Origin of the sequence: Streptomyces sp. NPDC047108 (assembly GCF_040643575.1) — a bacterium.
In the GTDB taxonomy this organism is placed as follows: domain Bacteria; phylum Actinomycetota; class Actinomycetes; order Streptomycetales; family Streptomycetaceae; genus Streptomyces.
On the sequence record NZ_JBEYUP010000034.1, the window covers coordinates 19,635 to 38,782 of the forward strand.

Genomic DNA, 19,148 nt, shown 5'->3' on the forward strand with positions numbered 1-19,148 from the left:
TCAGTCCCGTCTTTCAGCACGGCCACCTCGAAATCCGCTCACTGCAGGCGAGCCGTGCGACGAGCCCCCCGCGCAGGAGGAACGGGGGCAACTGGGCGACGGGCGACGGGTCTTGGGCGTGCAGGGGGCGGGCGGGAACGGGATGGGTCACTACCCGGCGGCCGTTCTCACCTCGTCCACCAGATCCGCCTGACGCTGCACGTCGTCCGCCGGAGTCCTGAAGTCACCGCCTTCCAGGGCCCTGCGGGCGAACGAGGCGACCAGCGCGGCGAATTGGTGGCCGGGGGGAAGCGTGCGTTCCTCCAGGTGGTCCTGGCGCTGCAGCCGCAGGACGGGGCGCAGCGTGGGTGGGGCCGTGAACGCCCTGTCGAGCGTGATGCTGCCCTCGCTGCCCCAGATCGTGCACGCGCACCGGTAGGACCGGTCGAAGCCGAACGCCAACTGGCCGGTGCGGCCTTCCGCGTCGCCCACCAGGGCCGCCCCCGCCACGTCGACGCCGGTGCCCGGGTCGTGGCGCAGGACCGCTCCGTGGACCGTCACGGTCGGGCCGAGGTAGAGGGACGCCGCGCGCAGGGTGTAGACGCCGGCGTCGAGGAGTGCGCCGCCGCCCAGCGCCGCGTCGTTCCGGATGTCCTCCGGGGGCAGCGGGGGAAACCCGAACTCCGCACCGAGGTGGCGGGGTTCACCGATCGCCCCTTCGTCGATGAGGGCGCGTACGGCTTCGTGCTGTCCGTGGTGCAGGAACGCGAAGTTCTCCATCAGCAGGCGGCCGGAGGCGCGCGCCGCCGCGACCAGTCCGGCGGCCTCCGCCCCGCTGACGGCGAGCGGCTTCTCGGCCAGGACGTGCTTGCCCGCCTCCAGCGCCTTGCCGACCCACTCGGCGTGGAGAGCGGGGGGAAGCGGTACGTACACGGCGTCGATGTCATCGCGGGCCAGCAGGGGGGCGTAGCCGGTCACCGCCTCGCAGCCGAACCGGCGGGCGACGGCCTCGGCCTTGCCGCGGGTGCGGCTGGCCACCGCGACCAGCCGCACGGACGGGTCCGCGACCAGCGCCGGGATGGTGTTGCGCTGGGCGATGGCGGCACAGCCGACGACACCGACGTTCAGGACCCGGTCCGTCACGGTCTCGTTCTCCTTCGGGTCGTCCGTCCGGTTCTCCATCACGCCGAACCGAACCGCTTGTCGATGAGGTCGAAGAGGTCGTCGTCGCTGGCCGCGCCGATCTGGTCCTCGACCGCCACTCCTGATTCCTGGTCGCTCGCTCCGGCCGTCGGGAGCCCGGCCCCCGCGGGCGCGGGGACGTCCAGACGGGACAGCAGCCCCCGCAGCCGGCCCGCCAGTGCGGTGCGGACCGCCTCGTCCTCGGCCACCTCGTCCAACGCGGCTTCCAGCCGGTCGAGTTCGGACAGCATCGGCTGAACCGTCGCCGCGGCACCCGGTGTCGTCTCGGACCGGAGGTGGCGGGCCAGCCCGGCCGGTGTCGGATGGTCGAACAGCAGGGTCGCGGGCAGTCGCAGTCCGGTGACCCTGTTGAGCCGGTTACGCAGTTCGACGGCGGTCAGCGAGTCGAAGCCCATCTCCAGGAAGCCCCGTTCGGGGTCGACGGCGTCGGAGTCCGCATAGCCGAGGACGGCCGCCGTCTGATCGCGTACGACGTCCAGGAGTGCCGCGAACCGGCCCTCGGCGTCCAGGTCCGCGAGCCGGCGGCGCAGCCGCTCGGCGGGGGCGGCACCGTCTGCGGCGGCGGTGCCCGTACGGCGCTGGACGGCGGGCTTGACCAGGGACCGCAGCAGGGCCGGGACGTCGCCGTCGGGCGTGCGCAGCCCTGCCGCGTCGAAGCGGGCGGGCACCAGCACCGCCTGGTCGGCGGCGACCGCGGCGTCGAAGAGCACCAGCGCCTCGTCGGAGGGCATGGGGACGACTCCGCCGCGCGCCATCCGCAGCAGGTCGGCCTGGTCGAGCTTGCCGGTCATCGCCGAACGGCTTTCCCACAGGCCCCATGCCAGGGACTGCGCGGGGAGGCCCTGGGCCCGTCGCTGCTGGGCGAAGGCGTCGAGGAACGCGTTGGCCGCCGCGTAGTTGCCCTGCCCCGAGCCTCCGAAGACGCCTGCCAGGGAGGAGAACAGGACGAAGGCGCTCAGATCCTTGTCGCGGGTCAGCTCGTGGAGGTGCAGAGCCGTGTCGGCCTTTGCGGCGAGGACCGTGTCCAGCCGTTCCTGGGACAGGGAGCCGATGACGCCGTCGTCGAGGACGCCCGCGGTGTGCACGACGGCGGTCAGCGGGTGTTCGACGCCGATGGTGCCGAGCAGCCGCTGGAGCGCCTCCCGGTCAGAGGTGTCGCAGGCGACGAGGTCGGCGCGGGCACCGAGTTCGCCCAGCTCGGCCACGAGTTCACGGCCGCCCGGTGCGTCCGGGCCGCGGCGGCCTGCCAGCAGCAGGTGCCGGGCCCCGTGCCGGGTCACGAGGTGGCGGGCGATCAGGCCGCCCAGCGTGCCGGTGGCACCGGTGACCAGCACGGTGCCGTCCGGGTCCAGCAGCGAGTGGCCGGTACCGTCGGGCTCCGCTCTTCCGGTGAGGCGGATGCGGACGAGCCGCGCTGCCCTCATCTCGCCCTTCCGCAGGGCGAGTTGCGGCTCGTCGTGACCCGCGGCCCGCGGCACGGCCCCGTACGAATCCTGGGCACCGTCCCAGTCGAGGAGCACGAACCGCTCGGGATTCTCCGACTGCGCCGTGCGCACCAGGCCCCAGACGGCGGCCGCCACAGGATCGGGTGCCCGGTCGCCGTCGTACACCGTCATGGCGTGCCGGGTCACCAGCACCAGCCGGGAGGCTTGGAAGGTGTCGTCGGCGAGCCAGCCCTGCAGCAGACGCAGCGCCTGGCCGGTCGCGCGGCGAACAGCAGACACCGGGTCATCGTCCGCCGGCGCTCCGTCGTCCTCGGCCAGGCCCGGGACGGCGGCCAGCACCGTATCGGGTGCGGGCAGGTCTCCGGCGGCGACGGCCCGGGCGAGGGACCCCAGGTCCGGGTGGTGTGCGGCGGTGAGTCGGGCGGCCGTCAGGGCGCGGCCGATGTCCGGGTCGCGGTCGCCCTCCAGGACCGCCCAGCCGCCCGCAGGCGGGCGCACCGCGGCGGCGGCCGGGGTGACCCACTCCACCTGGTGCAGGTGCCGGGCGGCGCTGCGGGCGTCCCCCAACTGCCCTGCGGGCAGCGGCCGCAGGGTCAGTCCGCTCACCGTGGCGACGGGGCGTCCCTCGGCATCGGCGACCCGCAGGGCGACCGTGTCGGCACCGGCCGGGCTGAGGACGACCCGCAGCGCACCCGCGCCGGGCGCGTACAGCCGTACGCCGGTCCAGCTGAACGGCATCAGACCGGTGCCCGCCGCGGCGGTGGAGGCCAGGCCGATGGTCTGCAGCGCGGCGTCCAGCAGAGCGGGGTGCAGCCCGTACGCGGCGGCGTCAGCGACCCCTTCGGGCAGTTCCACTTCGGCGTGGACGTCCTCGCCGGCCTTCCAGGCGGCCCGGAGCCCCTGAAAGGCGGGCCCGTAGGCGAAGCCGTTCGCGGCGAAGCGGTCGTACAGCCCCTCCACCGCCACGGGTTCGGCCCCTTCCGCGGGCCAGGCGGTGAGCGCCGCGTCGTCGGCCGGGACCTCCGCCTCCGGTGCCAGCAGGCCGACGGCGTGGCGGGTCCAGGGCTCATCACCGGCGGCGTCCTCGGGCCGGGAGTGCACGGTCACGCTGTGCGTACCCTGCTCGCCCGGCTCGCCGACGGTCACCTGGAGGTGGACGCCACCCTGCTCGGGCAGGACGAGGGGCGCCTCCAGGGTGAGTTCCTCGACGGTGCGGCAGCCGATCCGGTCACCGGCCAGGAGGGCCAGTTCCAGGAACGCCGTGCCCGGGAGGATCGCGGTGCCGGAGACCGAGTGATCGGCCAGCCAGGGATGGGTCGACAGCGAAAGCCGCCCGGTGAGCAGGTACCCGTCCCCACCGGCCAGCGCCGTGCCCGCGCCGAGCAGCGGATGCTCACCGGCCGCGAGCCCGGCCGAGGCCAGGTCCGGCGCTCCGGGAGCGGCGTCCAGCCAGTAGCGGTCGCGCTGGAAGGCGTAGGTCGGCAGTTCGGCCCGGTGCAGCGGGCGGCCCGCGAAGTACGCCGTCCAGTCGGGGCTCACGCCGTGCACGTGCAGGGTCGCCAGGGCCGTGGTGAGCGCCACGTCCTCGGGCCGGTCGCGGCGCAGCAGCGGCGTCACCACGGCGCTGCCCTCCGGGTCGTCCAGGCAGTCGCGGGTCATGGCGGAGAGGACGCCGTCGGGGCCCAGCTCGACGAACGCGGTCACGCCGTGGCGTTCCAGGGTGGCGACGGCATCGGCGTAGCGGACCGTGTCGCGCACGTGCCGCACCCAGTACTCGGCCGTCTCCAACTGCCCGCTGTCGGCGACCTCACCGGTGAGGTCGCAGATGACGGGGACGGCCGGGGACGTGTAGGCGACGTCGCGGGCCACCGCCCCGAACCGCGCCAGCATCGGCTCCATCCGCGGCGAGTGGAAGGCGTGCGACACCGTCAGCCGCTTGGTGCGCAGTCCGTCCGCCCGCCAGCCCTCGGCCAGTTCCTCCACCGCCTCCTCGTCCCCCGAGACGACCACCGACGCCGGGCCGTTGACGGCGGCGAGGGAGACCCGGTCCTCGTACGTGCGGAGCACTTCGGCGACATCCGCCTCACCCGCCTGTACGGACACCATGGCCCCGCCGTCGGGGAGTTGCTGCATCAGCCGGCCCCGCGCGGCGACCAGGCGGCAGGCGTCGGCCAGGTCGAACACCCCCGCCGCATGAGCCGCGGCGAGCTCGCCGACGGAATGGCCGACGACGACGTCGGGACGCAGCCCCCAGTGCTCCAGCAGCCGGAACTGCGCGACCTGGAGGGCGAAGAGTCCGGCCTGCGTGTAGGCGGTACGGTCCAGCAGGTCGGCGTCGGGCGTTCCGGCCTCGGCGAACAGCACCTCCAGCAGGGGGCGTTCGAGTTCACGGTCCAGTTCGGCGCAGGCGGCGTCGAGGGCCTCGGCGAACACGGGGTGCGCGGCGTACAGCTCACGGCCCATGCCCGGGCGCTGGCTGCCCTGTCCGCTGAACAGGAACGCGGTGCGACCGGACCGGCGGCGTATCCCGCGGACCAGGCCGGGCGCCTCCCGCCCCTCGGCCAACGCCCTTACGGCGGCGAGCAGTTCGTCCCGGTCGCGGCCGACGACGGCCGCCCGGTGCTCGAAGGCGGAGCGCCCGCGGGCGAGCGCGTACGCGATGTCGCCGGGCGCGGCACCGTCCTCCCGCTCCGGATCCGACAGGTGGGACATCAGGCGGGCGGCCTGCGCCGTCAGGGCACCGGCGCTGCGGCCGGAGAGCACCCAGGGGACCACGGCACCGTCGGGCAGGACGGTCGCCTGCGGCGAGGCGGCGGTCCCGGCGACGACTGTCTGCCGGGCGGCGTCCGACGGCACCGGGAGGCGGTCCGACGGCCGGGAGGCGGTGGCCTCCTCGGGGGCCGGCGCGGCGGCCGCTTCGGGGCGCAGCTCGGGGCCATCCGCGGACGGCTGCTCCAGAATCACATGGGCGTTGGTGCCGCTGATGCCGAACGCCGACACCCCGGCGCGCCGCGGACGACCGGTCGCCGGCCAGGCCGTGGCCTCGGTCAGGAGCGCCACCGCGCCCTCGGACCAGTCGATCTGCGTCGACGGACGGTCGGCGTGCAGAGTACGGGGCAGTTCCCCGTGCCGCATCGCCAGCACCATCTTGATCACACCGCCCACACCCGCGGCGGCCTGCGTGTGTCCGACGTTGGACTTCAGGGCCCCGAGCAGCAGCGGCCGGTCGACCGGACGGTCCTGCCCGTACGTGGCCATCAGCGCCTGCGCCTCGATCGGGTCGCCCAGCAGGGTGCCGGTGCCGTGTGCCTCGACCGCGTCCACGTCCGCGGCGGACAGACCGGCCGCGGCCAACGCCTGGCGGATGACCCGCTGCTGGGCGGGACCGCTCGGTGCGGTGAGGCCGTTGCTCGCGCCGTCCTGATTGACGGCGGAACCGGCGAGCACGGCGAGCACCGGATGCCCGTTGCGGCGGGCGTCCGAGAGCCGCTCGACGAGGAGCAGGCCGACCCCTTCGGCCCAGCCCGCGCCGTCGGCCTCGTCCGAGAACGCCTTGCAGCGCCCGTCCGCGGACAGCGCCCGCTGCCTGCTGAACTCGATGAAGGTGTCCAGCGACGAGATCACGGTCACTCCGCCGGCCAGCGCCATCGAGCACTCACCGCTGCGCACCGCCTGCGCGGCCATGTGCAGCGCCACCAGCGAGGAGGAGCACGCGGTGTCGACCGTGACGGCCGGTCCCTCCAGCCCGAAGGTGTACGCGATCCGGCCGGAGGCCACACTGCCCGCGCTGCCGGTGGCCAGGTAGCCCTCGAAGTCCTGGGGAGCGCGCTGCACCCGGGAGCCGTAGTCGTGGTAGTTCGAACCGACGAACACCCCGGTCCGGCTGCCGCGCGCCGCCGACGGGTCGATGCCCGCCCGCTCGAATGCCTCCCACGAGGTCTCCAGGAGCAGCCGCTGCTGCGGGTCGACGGCCAGCGCCTCCCGCGGGCTCATCCCGAAGAACTCCGGGTCGAAGTGGTGCGCTTCGTAAAGGAATCCGCCGCCGCGGGCGTAGAAGGTTCCCGGGCGGTCCGGGTCGGGGTCGAAGGCGCCCTTCAGATCCCAGCCGCGGTCCTCCGGGAACGCCGACACCGCGTCGCCGCCCTCCGCGAGGAGCCTCCACAGCTCCTCCGGGCTCCCGACTCCGCCGGGGAAACGGCAGCTCATCGACACGATGACCACCGGATCGTCGTCCACCCCCGAGGAGCCGGAGACGGCCGGCACCGACCCCTCGGCAACCGCGAGAGCCGCGGGAGCGACGGTGGCCGTTCCGCACAGATCCTCGCGCAGCTTGCCCGCGAGCGCGACGGCGGTGGGATGGTCGAACACCAGCGTCACCGGAAGCCGCAGCCCGGTGACCTCGGCGATGGAGTTGCGCAGCGCCACCGCGGTGAGCGAGTCGAAGCCGAGGTCACGGAAGGCCCGCTCCTCCTCGACCTCCTCGGGCCCGGAGCAGCCGAGCGCGGCAGCGGCCAAGGTCCTTACGAGATCGAGGAGTTCACGCTGCTGCTCTTCCCGCGGGAGGGCCGCGAGACGTGCCGTGAGCGCGTTGCCGTCGACGCCGTCCTCGCCCGGCGCGGTCCGTGCCGCCAGGGCCGCGCGCACCTCGGGCAGATCGGCCAGCACCCGGGGCGCCGCGTCGGAGTGGGCGAACGCATACGTCTCCCACCGTACGTCCGCCACGGCCAGCACCGGTTGATCGCTGACGACGGCCCCTTCGAGCGCGGTCAGGGCCAACTCCGGGTCCATGGCGGGCATTCCGGAACGGGCCAGCCGCTCACCCGTCTCACCGGAAGCCAGCCCGTCCCCGCCCCACGCACCCCAGGCGACCGATGTCGCGGGCAGGCCGTCGGCATGACGCTGCCGGGCGAGCGCGTCGAGGAAGGCGTTGGCGGCGGCGTAACTCCCCTGGCCCGGACCGCCGAGCGTGCCGGCGAGCGAGGAGAACAGCACGAACGCGGACAGTTCACGATCGCGGGTCAGCTCGTGCAGATGCAGCGCTGCCGCCGTCTTCGGCCGCAGCACGGTCTCGGCCCGCTCGGGAGTGAGGGCGTCGAGCACGCCGTCGTCCAGCACGCCCGCCGCGTGCACCACCGCGGTGAGCGGCTCGTCATCCGGCACGCCGGCCAACAGCGCCGCGAGCTGCTCACGGTCGGCAGCATCGCACGCGGCGAGGGTGACGCGGGCGCCGAGGCCGGTCAGCTCCGCCTCCAGTTCGGCCGCACCGGGAGCGTCCGGGCCCCGGCGGCTGATGAGCAGCAGATGCGGGGCGCCGCCCCTGGCCAGCCGGCGGGCGACCTGGGCACCTACTCCCCCGGTGCCCCCGGTCACCAGGACCGTGCCGCTCGGCGTCCAGCCGCCTCGCCCTCCTTCTGGCAGCGTGGCCCGCGCGAGCCTCCGCGCGAACAGCCCTGAACCCCGTACGGCGACGTGGTCCTCACCGATGGCCCCCGACAGGGCGGTGACGAGCCGGGCAACGGCACGCTCGTCCATTTGCTCCGGCAGATCGACCAGCCCGCCGAAACGCTGCGGATACTCCAGCGCCGCTATCCGGCCGAGCCCCCAGGTCTGTGCCTGAACGGGTGCGGACAGTCGGTCGGCGCGGCCGGTGGACACGGCTCCACGCGTCGCCATCCACAGAGGGGCGGCGACACCGGCGTCCCCGAGAGCTTGCAGGAGCACGGTGTTGAGGGCGAGTCCGTTGTCGAGAGGACTGCCGGGGGCGTACGGGGACTCGTCCAGCGCCAGCAGGGACAGGATGCCGACGACCGGCTGTCGGCCGTCGGCACCGCTGAGGGCAGTGCCGATGCGGGCCGTCAGCCCGTCCCGGTCGAGGCCCGCGGGCACGTCGATCGCGACCGCATGGGCGCCATGGGCGGCGAGGCCGCTGGAGAGGGAGGTGACGAGGTCGGTGGTGCTGTGCTCGTGGGGGGTGACGAGCAGCCAGGTACCGGTGAGAGCCGTGGTCCGCGCCTCGCGGCCGACCGGCTTCCACACCACCTTGTACCGCCACCCGTCCACCGCGGAACGGGCCACCTCACCCTTCCGCCAACTCGACAACGCGGGAAGAACACCGGCCAGTTGCTCGCTCTCCGGCAACCGCAACGTCTCCACCAGAGACTGAAGATCCCCGCGCTCGACCGCCTCCCAGAAACGCGCATCCACCTCCCCACCCGACCCCACAGCGGATCGGACAGGCACGGTCCGCTCCAACCAGTAACGCCGGCGCTGGAACGCGTAGGTGGGGAGAGCGACGGTACGAGCGCCCTGGCCCGCGAGGACCTTCGTCCAGTCGACCGGGATACCCCGCACCCACGCCTCGGACAGGGAGGTGAGGAAACGTTCCGCACCTCCGTCGTCACGACGGATGCTGCCCACGACCACGGCATCGGGGGCGGCCTCCTGCACGGCCATCCCCAGCACCGGATGCGAACTCACCTCGACAAAGGCGCCGTAACCCAGATCGACCAAGCCCTGGACAGCCTCACCGAAACGCACCCGCTGACGCAGATTCCTGTACCAATACCCACCATCCAACGTGGTGGTGTCGACCAACTCCGCCTCGGTCGTCGAGAAGAACGGCACCTCACCCATGCGGGGAGCAACCGGCGCCAAGGCATCGGCGAGTTCTGCTTCGATCTCCTCCACATGCCGGGTGTGAGAGGCGTAGTCCACCGGAACACGACGCGCCCGGATCTCCTCCGCCTCACAACGCGCCACCAACTCATCCAGCGCATCCGCATCCCCGGCCACCACCACCGAACCCGGACCATTCACCGCAGCAACATCGATCCGGCCCGCCCAACCGGTAAGCAACTCCTCGACCTCAACAAGCGGAAGAGCGAGGGAGACCATGCCGCCACGACCGGCAATCGCCCGGATCGCCTTCGAACGCAGCGCCACCACCCGCGCCCCGTCATCCAACGACAGACCACCGGCCACCACAGCAGCCGCGATCTCACCCTGCGAGTGACCGACCACCACCGACGGCCGCACACCACACGCACGCCACACCGCAGCCAGCGACACCATCACCGCCCACGTCACCGGCTGCACCACATCAACATCCGCCAACTCAGCCCCGTCGCGAACGACATCACTCAGCGACCAGTCGACAAACGGCGCCAGCGCCCGCTCACACGCCTCCATCGACTCCGCGAACACCGGTGAGACATCCCAGAGCTCCCGGCCCATCCCCACCCACTGCGCACCCTGACCCGGGAACACGAACACGGCCCGACCCACATCACCGGCCACCACACCACGCACCACACCCGCGGCACTCACACCACCGGACGCCAACACGCCCAGCCCGCCCGCGAGTTCACCCGCGTCACAGCCGAGAACCACAGCACGGTTCTCCAACGCCGTACGCGTCGCCGCCAGCGACCACGCAACATCCACCGGCCGCACGCCCTCGGGAACCGACTTCACGTACGACGCCAACCGGCCCGCCTGACCCGCCAGACCAGCCCCACCACGCCCCGACACCACCCACGGCACCGGCCCCCCGACCACGAACACCGGGGCGACGACGTCGCCGGTGGCCCCCGGCTCCGGCTCAACCTCCGGCCCAACCGGTGGCGCCTCCTCCAGCACCACATGCGCATTCGTCCCGCTCACCCCGAACGACGACACACCGGCCCGACGCACACGCCCCTCGGAACCGGGCCACTCCACCGCTTCCGTCAGCAGCGACACCGCACCCGCCGACCAGTCGACGTGCGGAGTCGGCTCATCCACGTGCAGCGTCCGCGGAAGAAGACCGTGCCGCATCGCCAGCACCATCTTCATCACACCCGCGACACCGGCCGCCGCCTGCGTATGCCCGACATTCGACTTCAACGACCCCAACCACAACGGCCGTTCACGATCCCGACCGTACGTGGCCAACAGAGCCTGCGCCTCGATCGGATCACCCAACGTCGTCCCCGTACCATGCGCCTCCACCGCATCCACATCCGCCGGAGACAATCCCCCGTTGCCCAGAGCCGCCCGGATGACCTGCTGCTGGGCGGGCCCGCTGGGGGCGCTGAGGCCGTTGCTCGCACCGTCCTGGTTGAGGGCGGTCGAGCGGACCACGGCAAGGACCGGGTGCCCGTTGCGCCGGGCGTCCGACAGCCGCTCCAGCAGCAGCACGCCCGCGCCCTCGGCGAGTCCCATGCCGTCGGCGGCCTTCGCGAACGCCTTGGAGCGGCCGTCCTTGGCGACGCCGCGGGTGCGGGCGAAGCCGATGAAGCCGATCGGCTCCACCATCACGGCGACGCCGCCCGCGAGGGCCATCGAGCACTCCCCGGAGCGCAGTGCCTGGACAGCCATGTGGAGCGCGACCAGCGACGACGAGCACGCCGTGTCCACGGTCACCGCGCTGCCTTCGAGGCCGAGGGTGTAGGCGATGCGACCGGAGAGGACACTCGTGGCACTGCCGGTGACGATGTGACCCTCGACGCCCTCGGGGAGGTCGTCCAGGCCGCCGAATCCCTGGTTGGCGGCGCCGACGAAGACACCGACGGGGGTACCGCGCAGTGTCTCGGGCAGAAGCCCGGCCCGTTCCAGCGCCTCCCAGGAGGTCTCCAGCAGCAGACGCTGCTGCGGGTCCATGGCGATGGCCTCGCGCGGCGAAATGCCGAAGAAGCCGGGATCGAAGTCCCCCGCGTCGTAGACGAATCCTCCCTCGCGGGCGTAGCAGGTGCCCTCGCGGTCCGGGTCCGGGTCGTAGAGGCTGTCGAGGTCCCAGGCGCGGTCGTCGGGGAAGGCGTCGATGACGTCGCGGCCCTCTGCGAGGATCCGCCACAGCTCTTCGGGGCTGTTGGCGCCACCGGGGTAGCGGCAGCTCATCGAGACGATGACGATCGGGTCGTCGTCCGCGGCGGGTCCGACTGCCGGGGGCGCCGCTGTGGCCGGGACAGGGAGGGCGCCGGAATCGCCGACCAGTTCCTCCCGGACATGGCGCGCGAGGGCGGTGACCGTGGGCCGGTCGAAGATCACGGTGACGGGCAGGCGCAGCCCGGAAGCGGCGTTCAGCCGGTTCCGCAGCTCGACGGAGGTCAGCGAGTCGAAGCCCAACTCGCGGAAGGCCCGGCCGACTTCGACGCTGTTCGGGCTGCTGTGACCGAGGACTCCTGCGACCTGGGCCCGGACCAGGTCCAGTACGGCCCGGTCCTGCTCCTCGGCGGTCATGGCGCGCAGCCGGGAGACGAGACCTGCGGTCTCCGTGTCCGGCTCCCTGCGGTTGCGCTCCTCCTCGGCACGCAGCAGTTCGGCGACCTCGGGCACTTCGGTGAGCAGGGGGCGCGGGCGGGCCGCGGTGAAGACGGGGACGAAACGCTCCCAGTCGATGTCGGCGACGGCGACGAGGCACTCGTCGCGGTCGAGGACCTGCTGCATGGCGGCGACGGCGAGGGCCGGGTCCATGAAGGGGATGCCGCGCCAGCGCAGTTGCTCCTGGACGACCTCGAGGGCCATGCCGCCGCCGTCGTCACTCCAGATGCCCCAGGCGATCGACGTACCGGCCAGGCCGCGGGCGCGCCGGTGTTCGGCGACTGCGTCGGCGTACGCGTTGGCCGCGGCGTAGGCGCCGTGGTCGCCGCTGCCCCACAGGCCGGCGACGGATGAGAAGACGACGAACGCGTCGAGCCGGTCGTCGGAGAAGAGCGCATCGAGGTTGGCGACGCCCGAGAGCTTGGCCTCGGCACCGTCGGCGAACTCCTGGAGCGTCGTCGTGGCCAGAGGGATGAGGATGCCGACGCCCGCGGTGTGCACGACGGTGCGGATCGCGGGCCCGTCGGCCTCGACCTGCTCGACGAGCGCGGCCAGCGCGTTCCTGTCGGCGATGTCGCAGGAGGCGATGGTGACGCGGGCGCCCGACTCGCGCAGCTCGGCCTCCAGTTCGGCGGCACCGGGCGCGTCCGCGCCGCGGCGGCTCACCAGGACCAGGTGCTCGGTCCCGTTGCGGGCGAGCCAGCGGGCGGTGTGTCCGCCGAGGCCACCGGTGCCGCCGGTGATCAGCGCGGTGCCGCGCGATGTCCAGGTGCGGTCGCCGCCGGCGGAGCCGACGGGCGTACGCACCAGTCGGCGGTTCAGGACACCGGTCCGGCGGATCGCGATCTGGTCCTCGGTCCGGGCCTCGGCGAGGATCCCGCACAGCCGGGCGGCGGTGCGCTCGTCGGGCATCTCCGGAAGGTCGACCAGGCCACCCCAGAACTCCGGGTGCTCCAGCGCGGCGACCCGGCCCATGCCCCAGGTTCCGTTCTGCACCGGGTTGCGCAGGGGGTCGCTGTCACCGGTGGTGACGGCTCCGCTGGTGGCCAGCCACAGCGGCGCTCGTAGGCCGGTGTCACCGCAGGCCTGGATCAGTGCCAGTCCGGCGACCAGACCGGCTGCGAGACCCGGCTGTTCGGGGTGAGGGTGTTCATCGAGCGCGAGGAGCGAGAGCACGCCGCCGTACTGGCCTGTGCCGACGCCGCTGTGCTGGGCCGTCTCGGTCAGCAGCGCGGCCAGCTGCTCCCTGTCGGTGTCGGCGGAGTCGACGAACAGCGGCGCGGTCTGCGCGCCGTGCGCAGCAAGCCCCTCCAGGCAGACCCGGACGAGTTCGGAGTCAGCGTGGCTCGCGGGGACGACGACCAACCAGGTCCCGCTGAGGGATGCGACGGCGGGATCGGCCGTCGGCCGCCACGCGAGGCGGTAGCGCCAGGAGTCGATGGTGGATGCCGCACGGCGGCTCCGGCGCCACGCCGACAGGACGGGCAACACCTCGGCCAGCGCCTGCTGCCGGCTGTCCTCGGCGACGTCGAGTGCACCCGTCAGCGCCTCGAGGTCCTGCCCCTCGACGGCTGCCCAGAACTCGGCGTCCGCCGGATCCTGGGCGACGCCGGTCGCCGGGGCGACCTGCGGTGATGCCGAGTCGAACCAGTACGGGCGGTGTTGGAAGGCGTAGGTGGGGAGGGCGACGGTACGGGCGTCCTGGCCCGCGAGGACCTTCGTCCAGTCGACCGGGATGCCCCGCACCCACGCCTCGGACAGGGAGGTGAGGATACGTTCCGCACCTCCGTCGTCACGACGGATGCTGCCCACCACCACGGCATCGGGGGCGGCCTCCTGCACGGCCATCCCCAGCACGGGATGCGAACTCACCTCCACGAACCCCGAATAGCCCCGGTCGACCAGCCCCTGGACAGCCTCACCGAAACGCACCCGCTGACGCAGATTCCGATACCAATACCCGCCATCCAACCTGGTGGTGTCGACCAACTCCGCCTCGGTCGTGGAGAAGAACGGCACCTCACCCATGCGGGGAGCAACCGGCGCCAAAGCCTCGGCCAACTCTGCTTCGATCTCCTCCACATGCCGGGTGTGAGAGGCGTAGTCCACCGGAATACGACGGGCGCGGATCTCCTCCGTATCGCAATGCGCCATCAACTCATCCAGCGCATCCGCATCCCCCGCCACCACCACCGAACCCGGACCATTCACCGCAGCGATGTCGATCCGACCGGCCCAACCGGACAGCAACTCCTCGACCTCGCCAAGCGGGAGCGCCACCGAAACCATGCCGCCACGACCGGCAATCGCCCGGATCGCCTTCGAACGCAGCGCCACCACCCGCGCCCCGTCATCCAACGACAAACCACCCGCCACCACCGCAGCCGCGATCTCCCCCTGCGAATGCCCCACCACCACCGACGGCCGCACACCACACGCACGCCACACCGCAGCCAGCGACACCATCACCGCCCACGTCACCGGCTGCACCACATCAACATCCGCCAACTCAGCCCCATCGCGAACGACATCACTCAGCGACCAGTCGACAAACGGACTCAGCGCCCCCTCACACGCCTCCATCGACTCCGCAAAGACCGGCGAAACATCCCAGAGCTCCCGCCCCATCCCCACCCACTGCGCACCCTGACCCGGGAACACGAACACCGCACCATCGGGGGCGACGTCGAAGCTGCCGGACACCAGACCGGGAGTCATTCTGCCGGACGTCAACGCGCCGAGGCCTTCGACGAGTTCGGACCGTGCGGCGCCCATCACCACGGCCCGGTTCTCCAACGCCGCACGCGTCGCCGCCAGCGACCACGCAACATCCACCGGCCGCACGCCCTCACCGGTCGACTCCACGTACGACGCCAACCGAACCGCCTGACCCGTCAGCCCCTCACCACCACGCCCCGACACCACCCACGGCACCGGCCCCCCGGCCGCGAAGACCGGGGCGACGACGTCGCCGGTGGGCTGCGGCGCGCCCGATTCGGGCTCGGCATCCGTCTCGGGGTCGGGCTCCTTCTCCCGGTTGGGTGCGGGCGCCTGCTCCAGGATCACGTGGGCGTTGGTGCCGCTCCCTCCGAAGGACGACACGCCGACGCGGCGCGGGCGGCCGGTCTCGGGCCAGTCCTGGTTCTGCGTGAGCAGTTCGACCGCTCCGGTGGACCAGTCGACGTGCGGCGTCGGTTCGTCCAGGTGCAGCACTCGGGGCAGGACGCCATGTCGCATGGCGAGCACCATCTTGATGACGCCGGCGACACCCGAACTCGCCTGGAGGTGGCCGATGTTGGACTTCAGCGCACCCAGACGCACGGGCTCTTCGCGGTCCTGGCCGTAGGTGGCGATGACGGCCTGGGCCTCGATCGGGTCACCCAGCGTCGTGCCCGTACCGTGCGCCTCCACCGCGTCCACGAGGTCCGGGGTGAGCCGGGCATTGGCGAGAGCCGCCTGGATCACGCGCTCCTGCGAAGGACCGTTCGGGGCCGTGAGACCGTTGCTCGCACCGTCCTGATTGATCGCCGAACCCCGCACCACCGCCAGTACCGGATGCCCATGGCGCCGCGCATCCGACAACCGCTCCAGCAGCAGCACCCCCACACCCTCGCCCCACCCCGTACCGTCAGCACCCGCCGCGAACGGCTTGCACCGACCATCAGGCGCCAACCCCCGCTGCCGGCTGAACTCCACGAAGTTGCGAGGACCGGCCATGACGGTGGCGCCGGAGGCGAGGGCGAGACGGCACTCGTCCTGGCGCAGGGCCTGCACGGCGAGGTGCAGCGCGACCAGCGACGAGGAGCACATGGTGTCGACGGTGACGGCCGGTCCCTCGAAGCCGAGGTTGTAGGCGATACGGCCGGACAGCACCGCACCGGATCCGCCCGTCAGCATGTGGCCCTCGACGCGGTCCCGGGCATGCGCGGCCGCGGCGCCGTAGCCCTGATCGCTGCTGCCGACGAAGACGCCCGCCTTCTCGCCACGCAGGGTGCCCGGGTCGATGCCCGCCCGCTCCAGCGCTTCCCAGGAGGTCTCCAGCAGCAGCCGCTGCTGCGGATCCATGACCGTCGCCTCGCGCGGCGATATGCCGAAGAAGGCGGGGTCGAAGTCGGCCGCGTCGTACAGGAACGAGCCGGAGCGGGTGTACGTCGTGCCCTGGTGCTCGGGGTCGGGGTGGTACAGGCCCTCCAGGTCCCAGCCGCGGTCCGCGGGCAGTTCGGAGACGGTGTCCACGCCCGCCACGAGCAGATCCCAGAAGTCCTCGGGGGTGTGGGCGTTCCCGGGGAAGCGGCAGCTCATCGAGACGATGGCGATGGGCTCCTGATGGCGGGCCTCGACCTCCTGGAGGCGTCGGCGGGCCTGCCGCAGGTCGGTGGTGACCCGCTTGAGGTAGTCGCGGAGCTTGTCCTCGTTGGCCATGCGTTCATCAGTCCCTAGGAGCAGGCCCGAAGGCTTGGAGTCACTCGTACCGGGTCGGCCGCAGCGTGGACGAACCGGTGGGTCGGGCGGTCTAGTTGAGGCCGAGCTCCTTGTCGATCAGATCGAACATCTCGTCGTCGGAGACGGCCTCGAGCACTTCGTCGTCGGAGTCGCCGCCGTCCCCCGGTTTCTCCGCCGCGCTGTCGGACAGCCGCCACAGCAGGGCTTGCAGCCGGGTGGTGATCCTGGTGCGGGACGCCTCGTCGGCCGGGTCCAGTGCCGCGACGGCGGCCTCCAACCCGTCCAGCGTGGCCAGGTCCTGTCCGCCTGCCGGCTCCGAGTCCGGGGCGAGTTCCTTCAGCAGCCGCTCGCCGAGGACGGCGGGCGTGGGGTGGTCGAAGACCAGGGTGGCCGGAAGGCTGAGCCCGGTTGCCGCTTTGAGGCGGTTGCGCAGTTCCACCGCGGTCAGGGAGTCGAAGCCGAGGTCGCGGAAGGCGTGGCCGGGGCCGATCGCGCCGTTCCCCTCGTGCCCGAGGACGGCCGCGGCCTGCGTACGGACGAGATGGAGCACCATCCGTTGCTGCTCGGCCCTGCTCGCGCCGGAGAGCCGGAGAACGAACGCCTGCGTCCCGCCGGCCGGGGCGCCGTCGGCCACCCCGGTGGCAGCGCCGTTACCGGCCGCGTCGGCGCGGGCCGCCTCGGCGTGGATGCGCCGGACGTCCGGGATCTCGTCGAAGAGCCGGCGGCGACGGGCAGCCGAGTAGGTCGCCGCGAACCGGTCCCAGACCACGTCGGCGACGACCAGGAACGTTTCGTCGTACGCAAGGGCCTGCGGTACCGCGGACACGGCCACCTCCGGGGCCATGGTGGACACGCCGTAGCGGCGCAGCCGGTCGCCTTCGGCCTCGTGGACCATGCCGCCGCCTGCCCAGGCGCCCCAGGCGATGGAGGTGGCCACGCGACCGCGGCTCCGGCGCCACGCGGCGAAGGCGTCGAGATAGGCGTTGGCGGCCGCGTACCCGAAGTGGCCGCCGTCGCCCCACACGCCCGCGCCCGACGAGAACAGGACGAATGCCTCCAGCGGACGGTCCGCGAGCAACGCGTCGAGGTGGAGGGCTCCCGCGATCTTCGCGTCCGCCACCTCCTGCAGGGCCTCGAGATCCATGTCCCCGATCGCGACGGCCGGCGGCTCGATGCCCGCCGCGTGCACCACGGCGTTGACCGGCGCGCCCTCCGGCACCTTCGCGAGCAGTTTGGCCAGCGCTTCCCAGTCCGCGATGTCGCACGGGGCGATGGTGACGCGGGCGCCGAGCGCGGTCAGTTCGGCCTCCAGTTCGGCCGCACCGGGAGCGTCCGGGCCCCGGCGGCTGACCAGCAGCAGATGCTCGGCACCGGCCGTGGCCAGCCGCCGGGCCACGTGCGCGCCGAGTGCTCCGGTGCCACCGGTGATGAGCGTCGTACCCGAGAAGGAGACCGCACGGCGTTCGCCCGCATCGGCGTCGACCGGCTTGCGCACCATGCGGCGGACGTACAGGCCGTCGGAACGTACGGCGAACTGGTCCTCGCCCGCGTCTCCCGCCAGGGCCGCGAAGAACCGCTTCCAGGTGTTCGCGTCGAGCTCCGCGGCGGCGGCGAACGGGGCAGTGTCGTCGTCCGGTTCGGGGCGACCGGGCGATGCGGGCAGGTCGACCAGGCCGCCCCACCGCTCAGGATGGTCGAGGCCGTAGACCCGGCCGAGGCCCCACACGGCGGCGTGTTCCGGAAGGGGTCCGGCGGTGCGGGCCGCCTCGGGTCCGGGCAGGGTGACCGCTCCCTGGGTGACCGTCCACAGCGGCGCCGCGCACTCCGTGTCCGTCAGTGCCTGCATGAGGAGGAGGGTCGCGGTGACCGCTCCGGGCACCGCGCAGGACGGCGGCTCGGCGGCGGGGCGGGGATCGCCCTCGGCCAGTGGCAGCAGGTTGAGTACGCCGCCCGTGAGCGGATTCTGCTCAAGGGTCTCGCGCAGGCGGTCCGCGAGAGCGCCCCGGTCCTCCCTCGTCACGTCGAAGACGACCGTGACGGCCCCTTCGACCTCCTCACAGCCGTCCAGCTGCGCGAGAAGCTCATCCACCGTGCTGTCGGCAGCACCGTCCGAACCGGGTACCACCACGAGCCAATGCGACGGCACCTGGCCCGACCCGGTGGCCGATGCGTCACCCGGCTGCCATGTCACGGTGTAGCGCCAGGAGTCCAGCAGAGCGCTCTCGCGCTTTCGCCGGCGCCACTCGGCCAGCACGGGAAGCATCGGTTCCGCCGTGCCCAGCGAGCCGCGCCGCTCCGGGGCGAGGTCCAGCGTCTCGGCGAGAGCTTCCAGGTCCTCGGCTTCGACCGCCGCCCAGAAGAGGGCGTCCGTGTCGTCGACCGGGAGACTTCCGGACTCGGCCTGGGGGGCGGATTCGGCGATGTCGAGCCAGTGGCGGCGGTGTTGGAAGGCGTAGGTGGGGAGGGCGACGGTACGGGCGTCCTGGCCCGCGAGGACCTTCGTCCAGTCGACCGGGATACCGCGCACCCACGCCTCGGACAGGGACGTCAGGAAACGTTCCGCACCACCGTCGTCACGGCGCAGACTCCCCACGACGACGGCATCGGGGGCGGCCTCCTGCACGGCCATCCCCAGCACCGGATGCGAACTCACCTCCACGAACCCCGAATAACCCCGGTCGACCAGCCCCTGGACAGCCTCACCGAAACGCACCCGCTGACGCAGATTCCTGTACCAATACCCACCATCCAACGTGGTGGTGTCGACCAACTCCGCCT

3 protein-coding genes are annotated in these 19,148 nt (G+C 72.6%); all 3 read right to left on the reverse strand.

The genetic code is table 11. The features are described 5' to 3' along the window. Positions 1–150: 150 nt before the first annotated feature. The 3 genes from ABZ822_RS32010 to ABZ822_RS32020 all read right to left on the reverse strand — a co-directional run bounded on the left by ABZ822_RS32010 (position 151) and on the right by ABZ822_RS32020 (position 19,140). The gene (locus ABZ822_RS32010; protein WP_360861886.1) at positions 151–1,161 is read right to left on the reverse strand and encodes a Gfo/Idh/MocA family oxidoreductase; all 1,011 of its coding nucleotides are present in this window, start codon (positions 1,159–1,161) and stop codon (positions 151–153) included. Beyond that, on the reverse strand, positions 1,161–16,349 hold the full coding sequence (locus ABZ822_RS32015; RefSeq protein ID WP_360861887.1) for a type I polyketide synthase: 15,189 nt from the start codon (positions 16,347–16,349) through the stop codon (positions 1,161–1,163). The genes ABZ822_RS32010 and ABZ822_RS32015 overlap by 1 nt, the downstream gene beginning before the upstream one ends. Positions 16,350–16,440: 91 nt before the next feature. After that, positions 16,441–19,140, reverse strand: coding sequence for an SDR family NAD(P)-dependent oxidoreductase (locus tag ABZ822_RS32020; RefSeq protein WP_360861889.1), 2,700 nt, complete (start codon positions 19,138–19,140; stop codon positions 16,441–16,443). Positions 19,141–19,148 lie beyond the last annotated feature (8 nt).

Excerpts from the sequence above, each read along its gene's own strand:
- ABZ822_RS32010 (WP_360861886.1), bottom strand. The coding sequence starts at position 1,161 with ATGGAGAACCGGACGGACGACCCGAAGGAGAACGAGACCGTGACGGAC.
- ABZ822_RS32015 (WP_360861887.1), bottom strand. The coding sequence starts at position 16,349 with ATGGCCAACGAGGACAAGCTCCGCGACTACCTCAAGCGGGTCACCACC.